The organism is Burkholderia theae (assembly GCF_048565265.1).
Taxonomy (GTDB): domain Bacteria; phylum Pseudomonadota; class Gammaproteobacteria; order Burkholderiales; family Burkholderiaceae; genus Burkholderia; species Burkholderia theae.
This window is the reverse complement of the sequence record NZ_CP183461.1, coordinates 3,084,433-3,105,360: the sequence shown is the minus strand read 5'-3', so window position 1 is coordinate 3,105,360 and position 20,928 is coordinate 3,084,433. Positions and strand designations below refer to the sequence as shown.

General features: G+C 68.1%; 17 protein-coding genes. 12 read left to right on the top strand and 5 right to left on the bottom strand.

All coding sequences use genetic code 11. The features are described from left to right. Positions 1 to 61 precede the first annotated feature (61 nt). Both ACN22W_RS14640 and ACN22W_RS14635 read left to right on the top strand, forming a co-directional pair. A complete protein-coding gene (locus ACN22W_RS14640; protein WP_193098961.1) occupies positions 62 to 1,258 on the top strand; it encodes a 5-(carboxyamino)imidazole ribonucleotide synthase in 1,197 nt (398 codons plus the stop codon). A gap of 11 nt (positions 1,259 to 1,269) precedes the next feature. Further along, positions 1,270 to 2,298 carry an L-threonylcarbamoyladenylate synthase gene (locus ACN22W_RS14635; protein WP_129512866.1) on the top strand — a complete coding sequence of 343 codons (1,029 nt, stop codon included), beginning with the start codon at positions 1,270 to 1,272 and terminating at the stop codon, positions 2,296 to 2,298. Between the two features lie 81 nt (positions 2,299 to 2,379). Here the strand turns inward: ACN22W_RS14635 and ACN22W_RS14630 are convergent, their stop codons facing one another. The 3 genes from ACN22W_RS14630 to dacB all read right to left on the bottom strand — a co-directional run bounded on the left by ACN22W_RS14630 (position 2,380) and on the right by dacB (position 6,344). After that, on the bottom strand, positions 2,380 to 3,507 hold the full coding sequence (locus ACN22W_RS14630; protein WP_193098959.1) for an SGNH/GDSL hydrolase family protein: 1,128 nt from the start codon (positions 3,505 to 3,507) through the stop codon (positions 2,380 to 2,382). Between the two features lie 95 nt (positions 3,508 to 3,602). Continuing rightward, positions 3,603 to 4,517 (bottom strand): sterol desaturase family protein, encoded by a 915-nt coding sequence (locus ACN22W_RS14625; protein ID WP_343494791.1) that lies wholly within the window; start codon positions 4,515 to 4,517, stop codon positions 3,603 to 3,605. Between the two features lie 294 nt (positions 4,518 to 4,811). Next, positions 4,812 to 6,344 carry a D-alanyl-D-alanine carboxypeptidase/D-alanyl-D-alanine-endopeptidase gene (dacB, locus tag ACN22W_RS14620; protein WP_419685221.1) on the bottom strand — a complete coding sequence of 511 codons (1,533 nt, stop codon included), beginning with the start codon at positions 6,342 to 6,344 and terminating at the stop codon, positions 4,812 to 4,814. A gap of 200 nt (positions 6,345 to 6,544) precedes the next feature. Here dacB and ACN22W_RS14615 point away from each other — a divergent pair, with 200 nt between their 5' ends. From ACN22W_RS14615 to ACN22W_RS14590, 6 genes are all read left to right on the top strand, one after another. Beyond that, positions 6,545 to 7,207 (top strand): response regulator, encoded by a 663-nt coding sequence (locus tag ACN22W_RS14615; protein WP_419685219.1) that lies wholly within the window; start codon positions 6,545 to 6,547, stop codon positions 7,205 to 7,207. Positions 7,208 to 7,210: 3 nt separating this feature from the next. Continuing rightward, entirely contained in the window at positions 7,211 to 8,557 is a 1,347-nt protein-coding gene (locus ACN22W_RS14610) for an ATP-binding protein (protein ID WP_412023110.1), read from the top strand. A 111-nt stretch (positions 8,558 to 8,668) separates the two neighbouring features. Further along, positions 8,669 to 10,153, top strand: a complete 1,485-nt coding sequence (locus ACN22W_RS14605) for a DegQ family serine endoprotease (RefSeq protein WP_412023111.1) — start codon at positions 8,669 to 8,671, stop codon at positions 10,151 to 10,153. A gap of 104 nt (positions 10,154 to 10,257) precedes the next feature. Beyond that, entirely contained in the window at positions 10,258 to 10,695 is a 438-nt protein-coding gene (locus tag ACN22W_RS14600; protein ID WP_129512860.1) for a carboxypeptidase-like regulatory domain-containing protein, read from the top strand. Positions 10,696 to 10,831: 136 nt separating this feature from the next. Continuing rightward, positions 10,832 to 11,191, top strand: a complete 360-nt coding sequence (locus ACN22W_RS14595; RefSeq protein WP_129512859.1) for a DUF427 domain-containing protein — start codon at positions 10,832 to 10,834, stop codon at positions 11,189 to 11,191. A gap of 28 nt (positions 11,192 to 11,219) precedes the next feature. Continuing rightward, the gene (locus tag ACN22W_RS14590; RefSeq protein ID WP_419685216.1) at positions 11,220 to 11,927 is read left to right on the top strand and encodes a CoxG family protein; all 708 of its coding nucleotides are present in this window, start codon (positions 11,220 to 11,222) and stop codon (positions 11,925 to 11,927) included. Positions 11,928 to 11,979: 52 nt separating this feature from the next. Here ACN22W_RS14590 and ACN22W_RS14585 read toward each other — a convergent pair whose 3' ends face one another. Beyond that, complete coding sequence (locus ACN22W_RS14585) at positions 11,980 to 12,984, bottom strand: helix-turn-helix domain-containing protein (RefSeq protein WP_419685214.1); 1,005 nt, start codon at positions 12,982 to 12,984, stop codon at positions 11,980 to 11,982. Positions 12,985 to 13,136: 152 nt separating this feature from the next. Here ACN22W_RS14585 and ACN22W_RS14580 point away from each other — a divergent pair, with 152 nt between their 5' ends. Further along, positions 13,137 to 13,814: a cysteine hydrolase family protein gene (locus tag ACN22W_RS14580; protein ID WP_419685212.1), complete on the top strand. Its 678-nt coding sequence runs from the start codon at positions 13,137 to 13,139 to the stop codon at positions 13,812 to 13,814. A 51-nt stretch (positions 13,815 to 13,865) separates the two neighbouring features. On the opposite strand, the gene ACN22W_RS14575 is transcribed toward ACN22W_RS14580, so the two are convergent. Continuing rightward, positions 13,866 to 14,507: a TetR family transcriptional regulator gene (locus ACN22W_RS14575; RefSeq protein ID WP_048242628.1), complete on the bottom strand. Its 642-nt coding sequence runs from the start codon at positions 14,505 to 14,507 to the stop codon at positions 13,866 to 13,868. A 398-nt stretch (positions 14,508 to 14,905) separates the two neighbouring features. On the opposite strand from ACN22W_RS14575, the gene ACN22W_RS14570 reads away from it, so the two are divergent. The 3 genes from ACN22W_RS14570 to ACN22W_RS14560 are packed head-to-tail and all read left to right on the top strand — an operon-like array spanning position 14,906 to position 20,922. Continuing rightward, positions 14,906 to 16,183: an efflux RND transporter periplasmic adaptor subunit gene (locus tag ACN22W_RS14570; protein WP_412023113.1), complete on the top strand. Its 1,278-nt coding sequence runs from the start codon at positions 14,906 to 14,908 to the stop codon at positions 16,181 to 16,183. 15 nt (positions 16,184 to 16,198) lie between these two features. After that, complete coding sequence (bpeB, locus tag ACN22W_RS14565; protein WP_129512855.1) at positions 16,199 to 19,399, top strand: efflux RND transporter permease BpeB; 3,201 nt, start codon at positions 16,199 to 16,201, stop codon at positions 19,397 to 19,399. Beyond that, positions 19,399 to 20,922, top strand: a complete 1,524-nt coding sequence (locus tag ACN22W_RS14560) for an efflux transporter outer membrane subunit (protein ID WP_419685209.1) — start codon at positions 19,399 to 19,401, stop codon at positions 20,920 to 20,922. The genes bpeB and ACN22W_RS14560 overlap by 1 nt, the downstream gene beginning before the upstream one ends. Positions 20,923 to 20,928 lie beyond the last annotated feature (6 nt).

Here is a 20,928-nt window from a genome sequence, read left to right as displayed (position 1 = left end):
GCGTCGCGGCTGCCTGACCTACCACTGCGGCGGGCAGCGCCCGCCGCGACCGACCACTGACATGACCGCAACTCCTGATTCCGTTTCCCCGATCCTGCCCGGCGCGTGGCTGGGCATGGTCGGCGGTGGCCAGCTCGGCCGCATGTTCTGCTTTGCCGCCCAGTCGATGGGCTATCGCGTCGCCGTGCTCGATCCCGATCCGACGAGCCCCGCCGGCGCGGTCGCCGACCGCCACGTGCGCGCAGCCTACGACGACGAAGCCGCGCTCGCCGAACTGGCCGACCTGTGCGAAGCGGTGTCGACGGAGTTCGAGAACGTGCCGGCCGCGAGCCTCGATTTCCTCGCGCGCACGACGTTCGTCGCGCCGGCCGGCCGCTGCGTCGCGGTCGCGCAGGACCGGATCGCGGAGAAGCGTTTCATCGAGGCATCGGGCGTACCCGTCGCGCCGCACGTCGTGATCGAATCGTCGGCGGCGCTCGCCGCGCTCGACGATGCCGCGCTCGACGCGGTGCTGCCGGGCATCCTGAAGACGGCGCGCCTCGGCTACGACGGCAAGGGCCAGGTGCGCGTGAGCACCGCGCAGGAAGCGCGCGACGCGCATGCGGCGCTCGGCGGCGTGCCGTGCGTGCTCGAGAAGCGCCTGCCGCTGAAATACGAAGTGTCGGCGCTGATCGCGCGCGGCGCGGACGGCCGCTCGGCCGCGTTCCCGCTCGCGCAGAACGCGCACCACAACGGCATCCTCGCGCTGACCGTCGTACCCGCGCCGGCCGCCGATGCCGCGCGCGTCGAAGAGGCGCAGCAGGCGGCCGTGCGGATCGCCGACACGCTCGGCTACGTCGGCGTGCTGTGCGTCGAATTCTTCGTCCTGGAAGACGGCTCGTTCGTCGCGAACGAGATGGCGCCGCGCCCGCACAACTCCGGCCACTACACGGTCGATGCGTGCGCAACGAGCCAGTTCGAGCAGCAGGTGCGCGCGATGACGCGCATGCCGCTCGGCAACCCGCGCCAGCATTCGCCGGCCGCGATGCTGAACATCCTCGGCGACGTGTGGTTCCCGAACGGTGCCGCGGCCGATGCCGTCACGCCGCCGTGGGACACGGTCGCGGCGATGCCGACTGCGCACCTGCACCTGTACGGCAAGGAAGACGCGCGCGTCGGCCGCAAGATGGGCCACGTGAACTTCACGGCCCAGACGCGCGACGAAGCCGTCGCCGCGGCTACCGCGTGCGCGCAGTTGCTGCGCGTGCCGCTCGACTGAGGCGCCAGCCGATGTCCATCGATCTCCCGAAGTCCGTGACGCCCGCGCAGATCGGCGCGGCCGCCGCGCTGCTCGACGCGGGGCAACTGGTCGCGTTTCCGACCGAAACCGTCTACGGGCTCGGCGGCGACGCGGCGAATCCCGAGGCCGTCGCGCGCATCTACGCGGCGAAGGGGCGGCCCGCGAACCATCCGGTGATCGTGCACCTGCCGCCCGGCGGCGATCCGGGCTACTGGGCCGACGCGCTGCCGGCCGATGCGCAGGCGCTGATCGATGCATTCTGGCCGGGCCCGCTGACGCTGATCCTGAAGCGCCATGCGCGCATTCCGGACGCGGTGAGCGGCGGGCAGGATTCGGTCGGGCTGCGCTGCCCGTCGCATCCGGTCGCGCAGGCGCTGCTGGCCGCATTCAGCGCGCGACGCGGCGGGCACGGCGGCGTTGCCGCGCCGTCCGCGAACCGGTTCGGCCATGTGAGCCCGACGACCGCGCAGCACGTGCGTGACGAATTCGGCGACACCGTGCACGTGCTCGACGGCGGCGCATCCGAAGTCGGCATCGAATCGACGATCCTCGACCTGTCGCGCGGCTTCCCGGCGCTGCTGCGACCGGGCCACGTGACGCCGCAGCAGATCGCCGACGTGCTCGGCCGCGCGCCTCAGCTGCCGGACGGCAGCGACGCAACCGCGCCGCGCGCGTCGGGCACGCTGAAGGCCCATTACGCGCCGCGCACGCCGCTCGCGCTGCTGCCGTTCGATGCACTCGAGCCGCTGCTCGCGGCCGCGCAAACCGACGGCGAGCGTGTCGCGCTCGTCGCGCGCGCGTCGCGTGCGGGACGCTGGGCACAGGCCGACGGCGTGCATTTCGTCGCGGCACCGGAAGATCCGCAGGCCTATGCGCGCGATCTGTACGGGATGCTGCGGGCGCTCGACCGCGCGCAAGTCGCGCGCATTCTCGTCGAGAAGCTGCCGGAAACCGTCGAATGGATCGCGGTCAACGATCGCCTCGGCCGTGCGGCGGCCGCGTTCGAAGCGCGCGACTGACGAAGTCCGGCGCTTCAGGAATAAAAAACGCCCGACCGGCAAACCGGTCGGGCGTTTTTGTTTGGGCGCGTGGCCGGCTGCTTACTTGCCGACGCCCGTTGCCGCGATCTGCTTCTCCACGAACTGCGAGAACAGCGCGTGCAGGCGCGTCGTCGGGTGGACCGTGTCGGCGAACATGTAGGTCTGGTCGGCGTTGGGCACCGTGTAGGTCTGCGGCGAGCAGAACAGCGACGAGCCGAACGCGGTCGCGTTCGCGACGCCATACTGCGTCGCGGCCTGGACCATCGCCTTCAGGTTGCATGCGGTGTCGGTGTTCGACACGTTGAAGCCGTTCGCCTGATAGTTCGCGAGGATGCCGTCCTGCCACGTGAACGTGTCGAGCAGTGCGTACTTGGTCGTGTCGACCTTGAGTGCCTGCAGCGTGGCGGCGAGCGTGCCGTTGAACAGCATCGACAGTTGCGTGAGGGTCGTCTGCGTGCCGCCCTGGAGGGCGAGCGGCGTGCCGCCGATATCGGGCACGTTCGACACGAACACGTGCGTTGCGCCTGAGGCGACGATCTGCTGAACCAGGCCCGCGAGCTGTTGCGCGGCGGCGCCGATATTCTGCTGCAGTTGCGTCGGCGTGATGGCGCCTGCCTGCAGGGCCGCGACCTGATAGAAGATGTCGTTCGCGCCGCCGTTCAGCAGCACGATCTGGCCGCCGTTGAAGCTGCCGTGCTGCGTCAGGTACTGCTTGACCTGGTCGGCGATCGGCGTCGTGGTCGCCTGTGCGTAGTCGGGGTTCGGCACGCTTGCGTCCGCATGGCCGATGCCCGGCTGCTGCGTCACGCGCGAGCCGCCCTGCGCATAACCGAGACCGCCGGTGGCCTGCAGCGGGATGCCGAAGCCGCCCTGGTTCGCGGGCTGCAGCGTGTCGCCATAGTATTGCGCGACGTTCTGCGTCCACACCTGGCCGGGGTTGGTCGTGAAGCGGCCGCCGCCGAAGCCGAGCTTGATCTGCGAGTAGGTGCCGGCGTCGGACAGGCTGTCGCCGAACGACACGATCTGCATCTTCACGCCCGACGGCGGCGTGTTCGATGCACTGCTGTTGTTGTCGTCGCCACCGCCGCAGGCGGCGAGCAGCGCGAGCGCGGCGCCGGCGATCGCGACCTGTGCGGTGCGCAGCAGGCGTTGCCGGGTGCGCGACGGGAATTGTTGTTGTGACTGCATCGTTCGATCTCCTCGTAGATATGGCCTGATGTGTTTCTCATCTGCCGCGTGCCTGCTCGGTTCCGGGCTGCGCGGCGGCCGTTGGCTAAAACGGTTTATTGTTCACGCGCAGCCGCGAGCGGCACGGTGCGCGGATCCTGGTTCGCGGCCTCGGCGATCTGCGCATGATAAGCGCTCGCCCACTCGGGCGGGCCGAAAATCGCGCGCAGCTTGTTGCGCCATCCGTCGACGCGCAACGCGTCGGCCGCCATCGACCCCCACTCGTGGAACGTCGCGACGAGCGGGTTGTTCGAGCCGAGCCGCTCGACGATCCCGTACTGCGGCGGGTCGTCGTGCGTTTCCTCGACGTAGCTGCCGAACAGGCGATCCCAGATCACAAGGACGCCTGCGTAATTGCGGTCGATGTAGCGCGGGTTGCGCGCATGGTGCGCGCGGTGGATCGACGGCGTGTTCAGCACGTATTCGAGCCAGCCGAGCTTGCCGATCGCCTGCGTGTGCACGAAGAACTGGAACGCGAGGTTGATCAGCACGATGCCGACGACCTGCTGCGGCGGAAAGCCGGCGAACGCGAGCGGCAGCCAGAACACCCACATGCCCGCGACGGGGTACATCAGGCTCTGGCGGAACGCGGTCGAGAAATTCATCCGCTCGGACGAGTGGTGCACGACGTGCGCGGCCCACAGCCAGCGCACGCGATGGCTCGCGCGATGGAACACGTAATAGAGGAAATCCTGCGCGACGAACAGCACCGCGAACGACAGCCAGCCGTCGTGCCACGTGAACAGGCGATAGTGCTGGTAGCAGTACGCGTAGACGGGGATCACGAACAGCCATGCGATCTTGTCGGCGCCCTGGTGCATCAGGGCAAGTGCCGCATTGCACAGCGTGTCGCGCCACGCATAGACATGGTCTTGCGCACGTGTGCGGGCGAGGTGCCAGGCCTCCCACGCGATGCAGAGCAGGAAGACGGGCGCCAGCGCGAGCAGAAGCAATTCGACGTCGAATCGCATGGGCGTGTCTCCTTCTTTCCCCTGCAAGCCTTGAGGCCGGGCGTATGGCCCGTTGTAGATATCAGTCAGGCCATCAGCCTACGCAAACACCACGCGCTAGGCGAGAGGGGAGCGTAGAGGGTTCCCTCTGAGGACAGGGTTTCTACGGAAGCCGCGCGGCGCGTGGCCGGGCGGTGCGGCCCCGATTGATGGGCATGGTTGGGGACGGAACGGGACGCGTGCGCCGACCGTGATGCGTGGCGGCCGGCGCACGGAATGAGGGGTGCGCGCACGAGCGTGCGCGCGGGGGCATCGTCAGTGCGCGCCCGCGTAGATCCATTCGAGCAGCGTGTCGTGCGCGGCGCGCGCGCCTTCCGCGTGATCGTTGTTGATGAAGCTGACGACGATGTAGCTCTGGCCGTCGGCGCCGGCGACGTAGCCGGCGATCGCGCGCACGTCGCGCAGCGTGCCGGTCTTGATGTGCGCGTTGCCGAGCACGCCGGCGTTGGTGAGGCGGTTCTTCATCGTGCCGTCGATGCCGGCGATCGGCAGCGAATCGACGAACGCCTGCGCGACGGGGCTCGCGTTCGCGGCCTGCAGCAGTGCGGCGAGCGACAGCGCGCTCACGTGCTCTTCGCGCGACAGCCCCGAGCCGTTCTCGAGCACGAGGTCGGGCATCGCGATCCCGTTCTTCTGCAGGAACGCCTCGATCGCGCGGCTCGACTGCTCGGGCGTCGCGGGCGGCTTGCCGCTGACCGCGCCGATCGTCAGGAACAGGTTGCGCGCCATCACGTTGTTGCTGAACTTGTTGATGTCGTAGACGATGCTGCCGAGTACCGGGCTGTGATGCACGGCGACGGGCCGCGCGGTGGTCGGCACCTTGCCTTCGCTCACGGGCCCCGTGATCGTGCCGCCGTCCTGCTGCCACAGCGCGAGGAAGCCGCGCGCGAAGAAGGTCGTGTGATCGAGGATCGCGAGGTTGGTCGTGTGCGCGCCGCAGCGCAGCGGATAGTCGCCGGCGAACGACGCGGTCATCATCCCGCCGCCGGCCGTCAAGGTCGGGCGCGCGGCCGCGGCGGCCGCGCTGCACGAGCCGGTGCCTTCGACCAGCTGGTTGTCGATCGACAGGTCCGCGAGCGGCGGCAGCACGTCGACGGCCACCTTGCCGTCGTCGCCCGGCGTGACCGTGAACGACACGGCCTTGAAGGCGTACAGCAGTGGATCGGGGCCGACGTTGTACGGCGCGCTCGCGTCGTCGTCGAACGACGGCAGGTCGCGCGTCGACGCCGCGAAATAACTCTTGTCGAGCACGAGGCCGCCGGCCACGCGCTTGATGCCGGCCTTGCGGATCTTGTCGACGAGGTCGATCAACTCTTCGGGCACGAGCTTCGGATCGCCGGTGCCCTTGATGTACAGGTTGCCCTGCAACGTGCCGTCGGGGTCGACCGTGCCGTCCGTGTAGGCGGTCGTGCGCCAGCGGAAGTCGGGGCCGAGGATCGACAGGCCCGAGAAGGTCGTCACGAGCTTCATCGTCGATGCCGGCAGCATCGGCCGGCTCGCATTCCACGCGATCAGCGGTTCCGGATCGCCGACGCGCTCGACCACGACGCTCATCGCCGACGCCGGCACCTTCGCGCGCTGCAGCGCGACGAGCACGGTCGCCGGCAGGCCGGCCGCGCGCGCGGCCGGCGACACGACGGCGGTCTTGCGTGCTTGCTTGTGGGATTTCTTGCCGGCTTGCGCGGCGGGCGCGAAGGCCAGGGCCGTGCAGGTGGCGAGGACGGCGGCTGCACGCAGGCAGACACGGGTGCGGGGGGCGAACCGGGCGGAAAGGGTGGAAATCGGCATGGACGAATACGGGTAGGCAGGGGCTCGGGCGGCGCGCGTGTCGCGCGCAAGCGCACATTGTAGAGAAACTGGGCAAATGCCCGCTGAAATCGCGTGTCGTGCGGCAGGGCGGCATCACTTTGTTGCGCACATGCCGCGCACGCGATTCGCGGCGCTACAATGGTCGGCGTGTTTCACCCGACCCATGGATGCCTGTCCCGATGCGGATTCTGCTTGTCGAAGACGACCGAATGATTGCCGAGGGCGTGCGCAAGGCGCTGCGCTCGGACGGCTTTGCGGTCGACTGGGTGCAGGACGGCGACGCGGCGCTCACGGCGCTCGGCGGCGAGACGTACGACCTGCTGCTGCTCGACCTCGGCCTGCCGAAGCGCGATGGCATCGACGTGCTGCGCACGCTGCGCGCCCGCGGGCTGTCGGTGCCCGTGCTGATCGTCACCGCGCGCGACGCGGTCGCCGATCGCGTGAAGGGGCTCGACGCAGGCGCCGACGATTACCTCGTCAAGCCGTTCGACCTCGACGAGCTGGGCGCGCGGATGCGTGCGCTGATCCGCCGTCAGGCCGGGCGCAGCGAGTCGCTGATCCGCCACGGCGCGCTGACGCTCGATCCCGCGTCGCACCAGGTGACGCTCGACGGCGCGCCGGTCGCGCTGTCCGCGCGCGAGTTCGCGCTGCTCGAGGCGCTGCTCGCGCGGCCCGGCGCGGTGCTGTCGAAGAGCCAGCTCGAGGAGAAGATGTACGGCTGGGGCGAAGAGATCGGCAGCAATACGGTCGAGGTCTACATCCATGCGCTGCGCAAGAAACTCGGCTCGGACCTGATCCGCAACGTGCGCGGGCTCGGCTACATGGTCGTCAAGGAAAGCTGACGCGTGAGGTCGATTCGTCATCAATTGCTGATCTGGCTGCTCGCGATCGTCGTCGCGGGCGTGGGCATCGCGGGCTGGCTCATCTATCGGCAGGCGCTCGCCGAGGCGAACGAGCTGTTCGACTACCAGCTGCAGGAAATCGCCGCGGCGCTGCCGTCCGAGCCGTTCTCGCAGGTGTTCGGCTCACGGACCAACGGCGACGAAGGCATCGTGATCCAGATCTGGAACCGCAACGGCGTGCTGATGTACTTCTCGCATCCGCGCGCGCCGATCGCGCCGCGCGCGGAGCTCGGTTTCTCGACCGAACGTACCGACCGCGGCGAATGGCGCGTGTACGGCGCGATCGTCGGCGACAACGTCGTGCAGCTCGCGCAGCCGCTGTCGGTGCGCAACCGGCTCGCCGCGAACGTCGCGCTGCGCACGCTGTGGCCGCTGATCGTGCTGCTGCCGTTCCTCGGCGCGGCCGTGTGGGTGATCGTCGGGCGCGGGCTCGCGCCGCTCGGCCGCGTGACGCGCGCGGTCGAGGCGCGCCGGCCCGAGGCGCTCGATCCGCTGCCCGACGGCCGTCTGCCGCTCGAGGTGCAGCCGCTCGTGCGTGCATTGAACGGGCTGCTCGCGCGGCTCGCGGCGGCGCTCGATACGCAGAAGGCGTTCGTCGCCGACGCCGCGCACGAGTTGCGCACGCCGCTTGCGGCCGTACAGATCCAGGCGCAGCTCGTCGCCCGCGCGAAGGACGACGCGTCGCGCCGCGAGGCGGTTGCGGATCTCCAGGACGGCGTCACGCGCGCGACACGGCTTGCCGAGCAGTTGCTCGCGCTCGCGCGCGCCGAACCCGATGGCGCGACGATGCGCGAACCGGTCGACCTGCAGTCGCTGCTCGCCGAATGCGTGGCCGCGCATGCGCCGCTCGCGCAGCGGCGCCATATCGATCTCGGCTTCGAGGAGACGCGCGCGGCGAGTGTCGTCGCCGATATCGGCGCGCTGCGCGTGATGTTCGGCAACCTGCTCGACAACGCGGTGAAGTACACGCCGGACGGCGGCCGCATCGACGTGTCGCTGACCGCCGACGCGGCCGGCCGCGCGTGCGTCCAGATTGGCGACAGCGGGCCGGGCATCCCGGCCGACGAGCGCGAGCGCGTGTTCGACCGCTTCTACCGCGACAGCTCCGCGCGGGCGCGCACCGACTTGTCGGGCAGCGGCCTCGGGCTGGCGATCGTCAAGCGCGTGGCGGCGCAGCAGGGCGCGACGGTGGCGCTCGGCGACGCGGCCGCGGGCGGCCTGCTCGTCAGCGTCGTGTTTCGCGCCGCCGAGATGCCGGCCCAGGCGCCGCGCGAGCCGGAATCCGCCTGAAGAACAGCGCCGGGCGGGCCTCGCGGCCCGCTTAAGCCCCACTTAAGGCTGATTAAGCCTCCTTTAAGTCAGGGTCGTTACGCTGCGTCCTAACAAAGAGGAGGTCCTACGATGAATACCCGATTCCTTGCGCGCGGCGCCGTCGCGGTCGCCGTCGCGGCCGCCCTGTCGGCAGGTTATGTCGCCGGCACCCGCCGCGCCGATCCGCAGATCATCACGCCCGCACAGGCGGCCGCGCTGATGCCGGCCGAAGCGGCCGCCAAGACCGGCATCCCCGATTTCTCCGGGCTCGTCGAGACCTACGGCCCGGCGGTCGTGAACATCAGCGCGAAGCACGTCGTGAAGCAGGTGTCGCGGCGCGTGCCGCAGCCGCAACTGCCGATCGACCCGAGCGACCCGTTCTACCAGTTCTTCAAGCGTTTCTACGGCCAGATGCCGGGCATGGGCGGCGACGCGCAGCCGGACGACCAGCCGAGCGCGAGCCTCGGTTCGGGCTTCGTCATCAGCTCCGACGGGTACATCCTCACCAATGCGCACGTGATCGACGGCGCGAACGTCGTCACGGTCAAGCTGACCGACAAGCGCGAATACAAGGCGAAGGTCGTCGGCTCGGACAAGCAGTCCGACGTCGCGGTGCTGAAGATCGACGCGAGCGGCCTGCCGACCGTGAAGATCGGCGATCCGGCCCAGAGCAAGGTCGGCCAGTGGGTCGTAGCGATCGGTTCGCCTTACGGCTTCGACAACACGGTCACGTCGGGCATCATCAGCGCGAAGTCGCGCGCGCTGCCGGACGAGAACTACACGCCGTTCATCCAGACCGACGTGCCGGTGAACCCGGGCAACTCGGGCGGCCCGCTGTTCAACCTGCAGGGCGAGGTGATCGGCATCAACTCGATGATCTACTCGCAGACGGGCGGCTTCCAGGGCCTGTCGTTCGCGATCCCGATCAACGAGGCGATCAAGGTGAAGGACGAGCTCGTGAAGACGGGTCACGTGAGCCGCGGCCGCCTCGGCGTCGCCGTGCAGGGGCTGAACCAGACGCTCGCGAGTTCGTTCGGGCTGCAGAAGCCGGACGGCGCGCTCGTCAGCTCGGTCGATCCGAACGGCCCGGCCGCGAAGGCAGGCTTGCAGCCGGGCGACGTGATCCTGTCGGTGAACGGTTCGCCGGTCGCCGATTCGACGTCGCTGCCCGCGCAGATCGCGAACCTGAAGCCGGGTTCGAAGGCCGATCTGCAGGTCTGGCGCGACAAGTCGAAGAAGTCGATCAGCGTGACGCTCGGCGCGATGGCCGATGCGAAACTCGCGTCGAATGACGGTGGGCCGGTCGAGCAGGGGCGCTTGGGCGTCGCGGTGCGGCCGCTGTCGCCGCAGGAGCGCAGTGCCGACAACCTGTCGCACGGGCTGATCGTGCAGCAGGCAGGCGGCCCGGCAGCCAACGCGGGCATCCAGCCCGGCGACGTGATCCTCGCGGTCAACGGCCGCCCGGTCACGAGCCCCGAGCAGCTGCGCGATGCGGTCAAGGGCGCGGGCAACAGTCTGGCTCTGCTGATCCAGCGCGATAATGCACAGATCTTCGTGCCGGTCGACCTGAGCTGACCGGCCACGGCCGACGGCCGGCCTGGCCGGCCGCGGCGGGTGCCGCCGCCGTTCGATCGCATGACGCGGCGCCCTGTATGTGTTCCGACCCCAAGGAGAGAGCCATGCAATATCTACGCAACGTGTCCCGATTTGCCGTCGCCGCGGCGTTGGCCGCCGGCCTCGCAGCCGGTGCGACCGGCGCGTACGCGCAGTCGGACGGCTTGCCCGCCGCGCGCCAGCAGGGCGACGTCACCTTCGTGTCCGGCGGCGTCGGGCAGGACGAATCGACGGCGTTTCAGCGCAACGAGCCGAAGTGGCCGCTGGCCCTGCGCTTCACCGGCAAGGGCGGCGAGTTCCTGGCCGACGTCCATGTGCTGATCGTCGACGGCAAGGGCGCCGAAGTGCTGAAAACCGACGCGCGCGGGCCGTACATGCTCGTGAAGGTGCCACCGGGGCGCTATACGGTGCATGCGTCGTACCAGGGCAACGACGAGTCGCGCGCCGTCACCGTCGGCGCGAAGGGCGGCGCGAAAACCGCGTTCCAGTGGAGCGCGCAGTAGCCCGCCGCACGCGGCCCCGGCCCGGGTCGCGCAATCGGACGAAGATTCGCCCATAATGAAAGCCACGGCATGCGTGCCGTGGCTTTTTTCGTTTCCTGCCACCGGCCTGCCTGCCGGGCCGCCCGAAGGAGAAACGATGTCCGATGCCGCCGACCCTCGTCTTGAAATCGTGCCGAACCGCCATCGCGTGCGCGTGATCCATCGCGGCATCACGTATGCCGATTCGCACGGCGTGCTGACCGTGCGCGTGACGGGGTTGCCGGACACCCATTACCTGCCGCGCCACGACGTCAACATGCGCAGGCTCGTGAAGTCGGGCATGACGACCGCCTGCCCGTTCAGGGGGGAGGCCGTGCATTTCGACTTGCAGACGGAAGACGGCGTGATCGAGAACGCCGCGTGGAGTTTCGAAGAACCGAAGGAGGCGGCCGCCGCGCTTGCGCACTACGTCGCCTTCGATGTCGCACGGATCGACAGTCTCGTCGAGACGTCCTGATGCGGCGCGTGTTCATCGGGGAGGCATCATGGAACTGAACGACACGTTACGCGTACCGCTCGCGCCGCCTGTCGTGCGGGAGGCCTTCGAGGATCCCGCATTGCTGCGGGCGAGCTTCGACCATTGCGAATCGTTCGTGAAGCTCGCGCACGACGAGTTCGCGCTGACGATCACGGTGCCGCTCGGCCCGCTGCGCGCCCGCTACGACGTGCGTGCGCATGCGGCCGGCGAGCAGGGCGACGCGGAAGGGCAGCCGCGCCGCGTGATCAACTTCAAGGCGCGGGCCGACGGCCTCGGCGCGCTGCGCGGCCAGGTCGAACTCGTGCTGATGCCGGATGACGACGAGAACGCCACGTGCATCGAGTACGTGGTCTGGGCGACCGCGAGCGGGCCGCTCGCCGAGCTGCCGGGGCGGCAGATCGACAATGCGCTGCGCGAATGGACCGACGATTTCTTCCGCGAGTTCTGCGCGGTCGTGCAAGCCAAGCATGGACTCGCGCCGAATCGCGCGCGCTCGGCCGCGCATCGGCGCCAGCATGTGTTCCTGCGGCCGGCGTCGCTGGTGGCCGCGACGAAGCGTTCGTTGCCGCCGCACCTCGGCGGCGCGCTGACCGGGCGTGCCGCCAGCGCGCTCCCGCATCGCGGTTCCGGCACGGTGCCCGTCTGGGCCTGGGCGGCGATGATCGTGTTCGTCGCGTTGCTGCTTTACGCGGCACGCTGGATCAACGGCGGCTGAGCGACCGCGCGTCGCCGTTCCGCTTCACGGCCCGCCGCCCGCGCGGCGGGCGTTACCGTCCCGCATCGGCACCGGCTCCGGCGCCGCGAAATTCCCTTCGATACGCAGACGGCGAGGTGCCGAGCGTGCCCGCGAAATGCTGGCGCAGCGACACGCTCGACCCGTAGCCGGCCGCCTGCGCGATCGCGTCGATCGATTGTCCGGTGGTTTCCAGCAGATGCTGCGCGCGCGCCAGCCGCTCGGCCTGCAGCCACGCGGTGACGGTCGTACCGGTTGCCTGGCGGAAGTGGCGCGTGAACGTGCGCCGGCTCATCAGCACGCGTTCGGCGAGCGAATCGACGCTGTGCGCGGCGTCGAGGTGCGCGCGCACCCAGTCGAGCAGGCCCGCGAGCCGCGCATCGCGCGGGTGCGCTGCGACCGGCTGCGGCACGTACTGGGCTTGCCCGCCCTGGCGGTGCGGCGGGATCACGAGGCGGCGCGCGATCTGGTTCGCGGCGTCCGAGCCGAAGCGCTGCCGCACGACGTGCAGGCAGCAGTCGAGCCCCGCGGCCGTGCCGGCCGACGTCATCAGGTTGCCGTCGTCCACGTACAGCACGTCGGGGTCGAGCTTCACGCGCGGGAAGCGTTCGGCGAAATCGTCGGCCCAGGCCCAGTGCGTGGTGGCCGGGCGACCGTCGAGCAGGCCGGCCGCGGCGAGCACGTAAGCGCCGAGGCACAGCCCGACGAGTTGCGCGCCGCGTTCGGCGACCGCGCGGACGGCGTCGAGCAGCACGTCGGGCGGCGCTTCGTCCGGGTCGCGCCAGGCCGGCACGATGACGATGTCGGCGTCGTCGAGCCCGTCGAGGCCGTACGGCGCGGTGATCGTGAAGCCGCCCGTCGTCGACAGTGGGCCGCGCTCGGCCGAGCACACGCGGAACTCGAACGCGGGCGATGTGGCCGCGTCGCGTTCCTTGCCGAACACGACGGACGGCACCGACAGGTGGAACGGGCTGATGCCGTCGTAGGCGATCACGGCGACGATGGTCGGAACGGGCGGGGCAGGTGACGCGGCGGTCATGACGGGCTCCGGAATGGTGATGGCCCGATTCTATCGAAGAATGACTATCGGGCCACTATCTGCAGGCATGATGCGGCCCGACAATGCATCGCATCGCGCCGCTGGCCGTCCCGTTCCGGGGCGGGGCCGCGCCCCTGGGCCAGGAGCCTGCCATGTCGAACACCGTCCCGCATTCCGCTTCCCGTTCCGTCGTCCATCCGGTTTCCCGTCGTGCGCTGATCGTGATCGACGTCCAGAACGAATATGTGACGGGCAATCTGCCGATCGAGTATCCGCCGCTCGACGTGTCGCTCGCGAACATCGGCCGTGCGATCGACGCCGCACATGCGGCCGGTGTGCCCGTGATCGTCGTCCAGCACGTGGCGCCGGCCGGCGCGCCGATCTTCGCGCCCGGCACCGACGGCGTCGCGCTGCACGCGGTCGTCGCGAGCCGGCCGTACGCGCACCTGATCGAGAAGACGCAGGCGAGTTCGTTTGCCGGCACCGATCTCGCCGCATGGCTCGATGCGCACGGGATCGACACGCTCGCGGTGGCCGGCTACATGACGCACAACTGCAATGCGTCGACGGTTTATCACGCGGCGCATGCGGGGCTGACGGTCGAGTACCTGGACGACGCGACGGGCGCGTTGCCTTACGAGAATGAAGCGGGCGCGGCGAGCGCCGAAGAGATTCACCGTGCGTACACGGTGGTGTTCCAGTCGAATTTCGCGGCCGTGATGTCGACCGACGCGTGGATCGCGGGATTGGCCGGCGCGCCGATGTCGAAACCCGATTCGGTGGCCGCGTCGAACCGGCGGGCTCGCGCGCAGCGCGCGAAGGCGGCCTGAGCCGGCCGGACAGGCGGGGGCGGGCAGCGCGTCGCGGCGGCGGCCGCTCTGTCAGTCGCCTTCCTTCAGCATCGCCGGGCTCAGGCGCAGCATGTCGAAGCAGCCGTCGACGAGCTTTTCCGCATGCTGCTCGGCGTCGATCTCGTCGGGCAGCATCAGCATGTCGCGCACGAAACCGCTGACGAGTGTGTGCAGCATCAGCGTCGCGCGCCAGGTGTCGAGCCGCTCGGGCAGCAGCTTGAGCCGCACGGCCCCCGCGAGATCGGCATCGATCGCGTGCAGCGCCTCGCTCATCCCCGCGCGATTGCGCTGCAGCAGCGGCTCCATGTCCGCGACGTACTCGCACTTCATGAACAGGACGCTGAACACGCGCCGCAACTGCGGGTCGCGCTGCACGCCGAGCAGGCACCAGATCAGGATCTTGCGGATCTTCTCGAGCGGATTGCCGCCCGGCGCGTCGAGCGGCATCCGCTTCAGCTCGTCGATCGGCAGAAACACGCGGTCGAACATCGCATCGAACAGTTCGCTCTTGTTCGCGAAATGCCAGTAGATCGCGCCGCGCGTCACGCCGGCGTGCTGGGCGATGTCCGCGAGCGACGTGTGCGATACGCCTTTCTCGAAGAACACGTGTTCGGCGGCGTCGAGAATGCGATTGCGCGTCTCGAGCGCCTCCTCCTTGGTACGTCTGACCATGTGCAGGCCTGATTGGATCGATCGTTGGTAAATTTAGGGTCCGCAACCCTCGTCGTCGCCATGGAGACGGGCTATGCTTGCGACTGGTAACAATCCGTAAGACTGGACAGTCGGCGAGACACAAACGGGCTTTTTACATACATTCGTGAATGTATATACAATACCACCCTACGATCGAATGACCCAAGTGGCAATCAGTTAATATCCCACTCTGCTGATTCCCGCCCTAGTACCAGTCCGCAGTTCGCGGCATCCCGTCGGCATGGAGGTCTCGTGCCGACGTGCTGTATCCAGCAGTCCAGTAATTCAGGTGTTCGATCTGCGCCGCGAGGCGCATCCGTGTTGCGCTCCCGCCGGGTGCTGCACTTATTCCATTGGCTATACACAGAGGTCGCTCCATGCGCGTCGAACGGGTTCCATACCGCTTGATCACTGTCGCGGCAGCCGCGGTTTTCCTGGCTGCATGCGGAAAAAAAGAATCGGCACCGCCGCCGCAAACGCCGGAAGTCGGCGTCGTCACCGTCCAGCCGCAATCCGTTCCGGTCTTCACCGAACTGCCGGGCCGTACGAGCGCGTTCCTCGTCGCGCAGGTGCGCGCACGGGTCGACGGTATCGTGCTGCGCCGTGAATTCACCGAAGGCACGGACGTCAAGGCCGGCCAGCGCCTCTACAAGATCGATCCGGCACCGTACGTCGCCGCGCTGAACAGCGCGAAGGCGACGCTGGCGAAGGCGCAGGCGAACCTCGTGACGCAGAACGCACTGGTCGCGCGCTACAAGGTACTGGTGGCGGCGAACGCGGTCAGCAAGCAGGACTACGACAACGCGGTGGCCACGCAAGGTCAGGCCGCGGCGGACGTCGCGGCCGGCAAGGCGGCGGTCGATACCGCGCAGATCAACCTCGGCTACACGGACGTGGTCTCGCCGATCACCGGCCGTGTCGGCATCTCGCAGGTGACGCCGGGCGCATACGTGCAGGCGAGCCAGGCGACGCTGATGTCGACGGTGCAGCAGCTCGACCCGGTGTATGTCGACCTCACGCAGTCGAGCCTCGAAGGGCTGAAGCTGCGTCAGGACGTGCAGAGCGGGCGTCTGAAGACGACCGGCCCGGGCGCCGCGAAGGTGTCGCTGGTGCTGGAAGACGGCAAGACCTATGCGGAGCCGGGCAAGCTGCAGTTCTCGGACGTGACGGTCGACCAGACCACCGGCTCGGTGACGATCCGCGCGGTCTTCCCGAACCCGGGCAAGGTGCTGCTGCCGGGGATGTTCGTGCGCGCACGGATCGAGGAAGGCGTGAACGAGAACGCGTTCCTGGTGCCGCAGATCGGCGTCACGCACGACCAGAAGGGCCAGGCGATCGCGATGGTGGTGAACGCCAGCAACAAGGTCGAGCCGCGTCCGCTGAAGACCACCGGCATGCAGGGTCCGAACTGGGTCGTCGAAGGGGGGCTGGAGGCGGGCGATCACGTGATCGTGCAGGGCGTCGACAAGGTGCGCCCGGGTGCGACCGTGAAGTCGGTGCCCGCGCAGATCGCACCGGCGGCCGGTGCCGCATCGGGCGCTGCCGCCGCCTCCGCCGCGCCGGCTGCCGCCGGTTCCGGCGCCGCTGCCGCTTCCGGTGCCGCCGCATCGGGCGCCGCGCCGGCGAGTGCTGCCGCTGCTTCGAGCGCGCAATAACAGGGAGCCTGTTTCATGGCAAAGTTTTTTATCGATCGCCCGATCTTCGCGTGGGTGATCGCCATCATCCTGATGCTGGCCGGGGTTGCGGCGATCTTCACGCTGCCGATCTCGCAGTATCCGACGATCGCGCCGCCATCGATCCAGATTACCGCGAACTATCCGGGCGCTTCCGCGAAGACGGTGGAAGACACGGTGACGCAGGTGATCGAGCAGCAGATGAGCGGTCTCGACAACTTCCTGTACATGTCGTCGACGAGTGACGACTCGGGTAACGCAACGATCACGCTGACGTTCGCGCCGGGCACCAACGCCGACATCGCACAGGTCCAGGTGCAGAACAAGCTGTCGCTCGCGACGCCGGTTCTGCCGCAGGTCGTGCAGCAGCTCGGCCTGTCGGTGACGAAGTCGAGCAGCAGCTTCCTGCTGGTGCTCGCCTTCAACTCCGAAGACGGCAGCATGAACAAGTACGACCTCGCGAACTTCGTGGCGTCGCACGTGAAGGATCCGATCAGCCGGTTGAACGGCGTCGGTACCGTCACGCTGTTCGGCTCGCAGTACGCGATGCGGATCTGGCTCGACCCGAACCGCCTGACGAACTACGGCCTGACGCCGGTCGACGTGTCGTCGGCGATCACCGCGCAGAACGTGCAGATCGCGGGCGGCCAGATCGGCGGCACGCCGGCCACGCCGGGCACCGTGCTGCAGGCGACGATCACCGAATCGACGCTGCTGCAGACGCCCGAGCAGTTCGGCAACATCCTGCTGAAGGTCAACCAGGACGGCTCGCAGGTTCGCCTGAAGGACGTCGCGCAGATCGGCCTCGGCGGCGAAAACTACAACTTCGACACGAAGTACAACGGTCAGCCGACCGCGGCACTCGGTATCCAGCTCGCGACCAACGCGAACGCGCTCGCGACCGCGAAGGCCGTGCGCGCGAAGATCGACGAACTGGCGCCGTTCTTCCCGCACGGCCTCGTCGTGAAGTATCCGTACGACACGACGCCGTTCGTGAAGCTGTCGATCGAGGAAGTGGTCAAGACGCTGCTCGAAGGTATCGTGCTCGTGTTCCTCGTGATGTATCTGTTCCTGCAGAACCTGCGGGCGACGATCATCCCGACGATCGCGGTGCCGGTCGTGCTGCTCGGCACGTTCGCGATCATGTCGCTGGTGGGCTTCTCGATCAACACGCTGTCGATGTTCGGCCTCGTGCTCGCAATCGGCCTGCTGGTCGACGATGCGATCGTCGTGGTGGAGAACGTCGAGCGCGTGATGGCGGAAGAGGGCCTGTCACCGAAGGAAGCGACCAAGAAGGCGATGGGCCAGATCACCGGCGCACTCGTCGGCGTGGCGCTGGTGCTGTCGGCGGTGTTCGTGCCGGTGGCGTTCTCGGGCGGTTCGGTCGGCGCGATTTATCGCCAGTTCTCGCTGACGATCGTGTCGGCGATGGTGCTGTCGGTGCTCGTCGCGTTGATTCTGACGCCGGCGCTGTGCGCGACGATCCTGAAGCCGATCCCGCAAGGGCATCACGAAGAGAAGAAGGGTTTCTTCGGCTGGTTCAACCGCACGTTCAACAATAGCCGCGACAAGTACCACGTCGGCGTGCACCACGTGATCAAGCGCTCGGGCCGCTGGCTCATCATCTATCTGGTCGTGATCGTCGCGGTCGGCCTGCTGTTCGTGCGCCTGCCGAAGTCGTTCCTGCCCGATGAAGACCAGGGCCTGATGTTCGTGATCGTGCAGACGCCGTCGGGCTCGACGCAGGAAACGACCGCGAAGACCCTCGCGAACATTTCCGACTACCTGTTGAAGGACGAGAAGGAAATCGTCGAATCGGCGTTCACGGTCAACGGCTTCAGCTTCGCGGGCCGCGGCCAGAACTCCGGTCTCGTGTTCGTTCGCCTGAAGGACTACTCGCAGCGTCAGCATGCGAACCAGAAGGTCCAGGCGCTGATCGGCCGGATGTTCGGGCGTTACGCGGGCTACAAGGACGCGCTGGTGATCCCGTTCAACCCGCCGTCGATTCCTGAACTCGGTACGGCCGCCGGCTTCGACTTCGAGCTGACGGACAACGCCGGTCTCGGTCACGATGCGCTGATGGCCGCGCGTAACCAGCTGCTCGGGATGGCCTCGAAGGATCCGACGCTGCAGGGTGTGCGCCCGAACGGCCTGAACGACACGCCGCAGTACAAGGTCGACATCGACCGCGAGAAGGCGAATGCGCTCGGCGTGACGGCGGATGCGATCGACCAGACGTTCTCGATCGCGTGGGCGTCGAAGTACGTGAACAACTTCCTCGACGTCGACGGCCGGATCAAGAAGGTCTATGTGCAGGCCGATGCGCCGTTCCGGATGACGCCGGAAGACATGAACATCTGGTACGTGCGCAACGGGTCGGGCGGGATGGTGCCGTTCAGTTCGTTCGCGACCGGTCACTGGACGTACGGTTCGCCGAAGCTCGAGCGCTACAACGGTGTGTCGGCGATGGAAATCCAGGGTCAGGCCGCACCGGGCAAGTCGACCGGTCAGGCGATGACCGCGATGGAAGGGCTCGCGAAGAAGCTGCCGGTCGGTATTGGCTATTCGTGGACCGGCCTGTCGTTCCAGGAAATCCAGTCCGGCTCGCAGGCGCCGATCCTGTATGCGATCTCGATCCTCGTCGTGTTCCTGTGTCTCGCGGCGCTGTATGAAAGCTGGTCGATCCCGTTCTCGGTGATCATGGTCGTGCCGCTCGGCGTGATCGGTGCGCTGCTCGCGGCGACGATGCGCGGCCTCGAGAACGACGTGTTCTTCCAGGTCGGCCTGCTGACCACCGTGGGCTTGTCCGCGAAGAACGCGATTCTGATCGTGGAGTTTGCGCGCGAACTGCAGGTGACGGAGAAGATGGGGCCGATCGAGGCCGCGCTGGAAGCGGCGCGCCTGCGGCTGCGTCCTATCCTGATGACGTCGCTCGCGTTCATTCTCGGCGTGATGCCGCTTGCGATCAGCAACGGCGCGGGTTCGGCGAGCCAGCACGCGATCGGCACCGGCGTGATCGGCGGGATGATCACGGCGACGTTCCTCGCGATCTTCATGATCCCGATGTTCTTCGTGAAGATCCGCGCGATCTTCAGCGGCGAGAAGGAAGACGTCGACGAGGCGCTGCGCCTGGCTCAGGAGCACTCGCACCACGAAGAGAAGCCGGGCAACGGCGACCAAGGCAACAAGGGACAGTGATGATGCAAAAACACGCTTTGACTGCAATCGCGGTCGCGCTCTTTGCCACGGGCTGCACGATGGCGCCGCATTACACGCGGCCCGACGCACCCGTCGCACAGGCGTTCCCGGCCGGCGGCGTTTATGCGACGCAGCCGGGTGCTGCCGGCGCGCGCAGCGCGAACGGCCAGGCGGCGACCGCCATCGGCTGGCGCGAATTCTTCGTCGATCCGCGCCTGCAGCGGCTGATCGAAATCGCGCTGAAGAACAACCGCGACCTGCGCGTGTCGGTGCTGAACATCGAGGCGGCGCGTGCGCAGTACCAGATCACGCGCGCGGGCCTGTTCCCGACGCTCGATGCGACGGGCACGGGCAACATCCAGCGTGTTCCGGCTGGTGTGTCGACGACGCAGCAGTCGCTGATCACGCGCACCTACAACGTGGGCTTGTCCGCGTCGTGGGAGCTCGATCTGTTCGGCCGCGTGCAGAGCCTGAAGGATCAGGCGCTCGCGCAGTATCTGTCGACCGCGTATGCGCGGCAGGCGTCGGAAATCTCGCTGGTGTCGCAGGTGGCTGACCAGTACCTGACGGTGCTGTCGACCGACGATCTGCTGAAGGTCACGGAGAACACGCTGAAATCCGCGCAGGCGTCGTACGACCTGACGAAGCTGCAGTTCGACAACGGCACGGGCTCCGAGCTCGACCTGCGTCAGGCGCAGACGGTCGTCGAGACGGCGCTCGCGAACCAGCAGGCTCAGGCACGTGCCCGCGCGCAGGCCGTGAACGCGCTGGTATTGCTGATCGGCGAGCCGCTGCCGGACGATCTGCCGCCGGGCATGCCGCTCGACTCGCAGAATCTGCTGACGGACGTGCCGGCCGGGTTGCCGTCGGATCTGCTGACGCGTCGCCCTGACGTGATGCAGGCCGAGCAGACGCTGCTGGCCGCGAACGCGAACATCGGCGCGGCACGCGCGGCGTTCTTCCCGAAGATCTCGCTGACGGCGGCGTTCGGTACCGCGAGCCCGACGCTGGGTGGCCTGTTCAAGGCCGGCACGGCGGCGTGGTCGTTCGCGCCGAACATCGCGCTGCCGATTTTCGAGGGTGGGCAGAACATCGCGAACCTCGATCTCGCGCACGTGCAGAAGCGCATCGAGATCGCGAACTACGAGAAGGCGATTCAATCGGCGTTCCGCGAAGTGTCGGACGGGCTGGCCGCACGCGGCACGTACGACCAGCAGATCGCCGCGCTGGAGCGCAACGAGTACGCGCAGCAGCGTCGTTTCGACCTGTCGGACCTGCGTTACAAGAACGGCGTCGACAGCTACCTGTCGGTGCTGACCGCGCAGACGGACCTGTACTCGGCGCAGCAGTCGCTGATCAGCGCGCGTCTGGCGCGCTGGACGAACCTGGTCGACCTGTACCGTGCATTGGGCGGCGGGTGGATCCAGCGGGCCGGCGAAACGCCGCGCGCGCCGGATACACCGGTCGACTACGACAAGGCGGCCGCCCCGGCGCCTGCGTCGGCAGCGTCGACGAACGGGTAAGCGCGA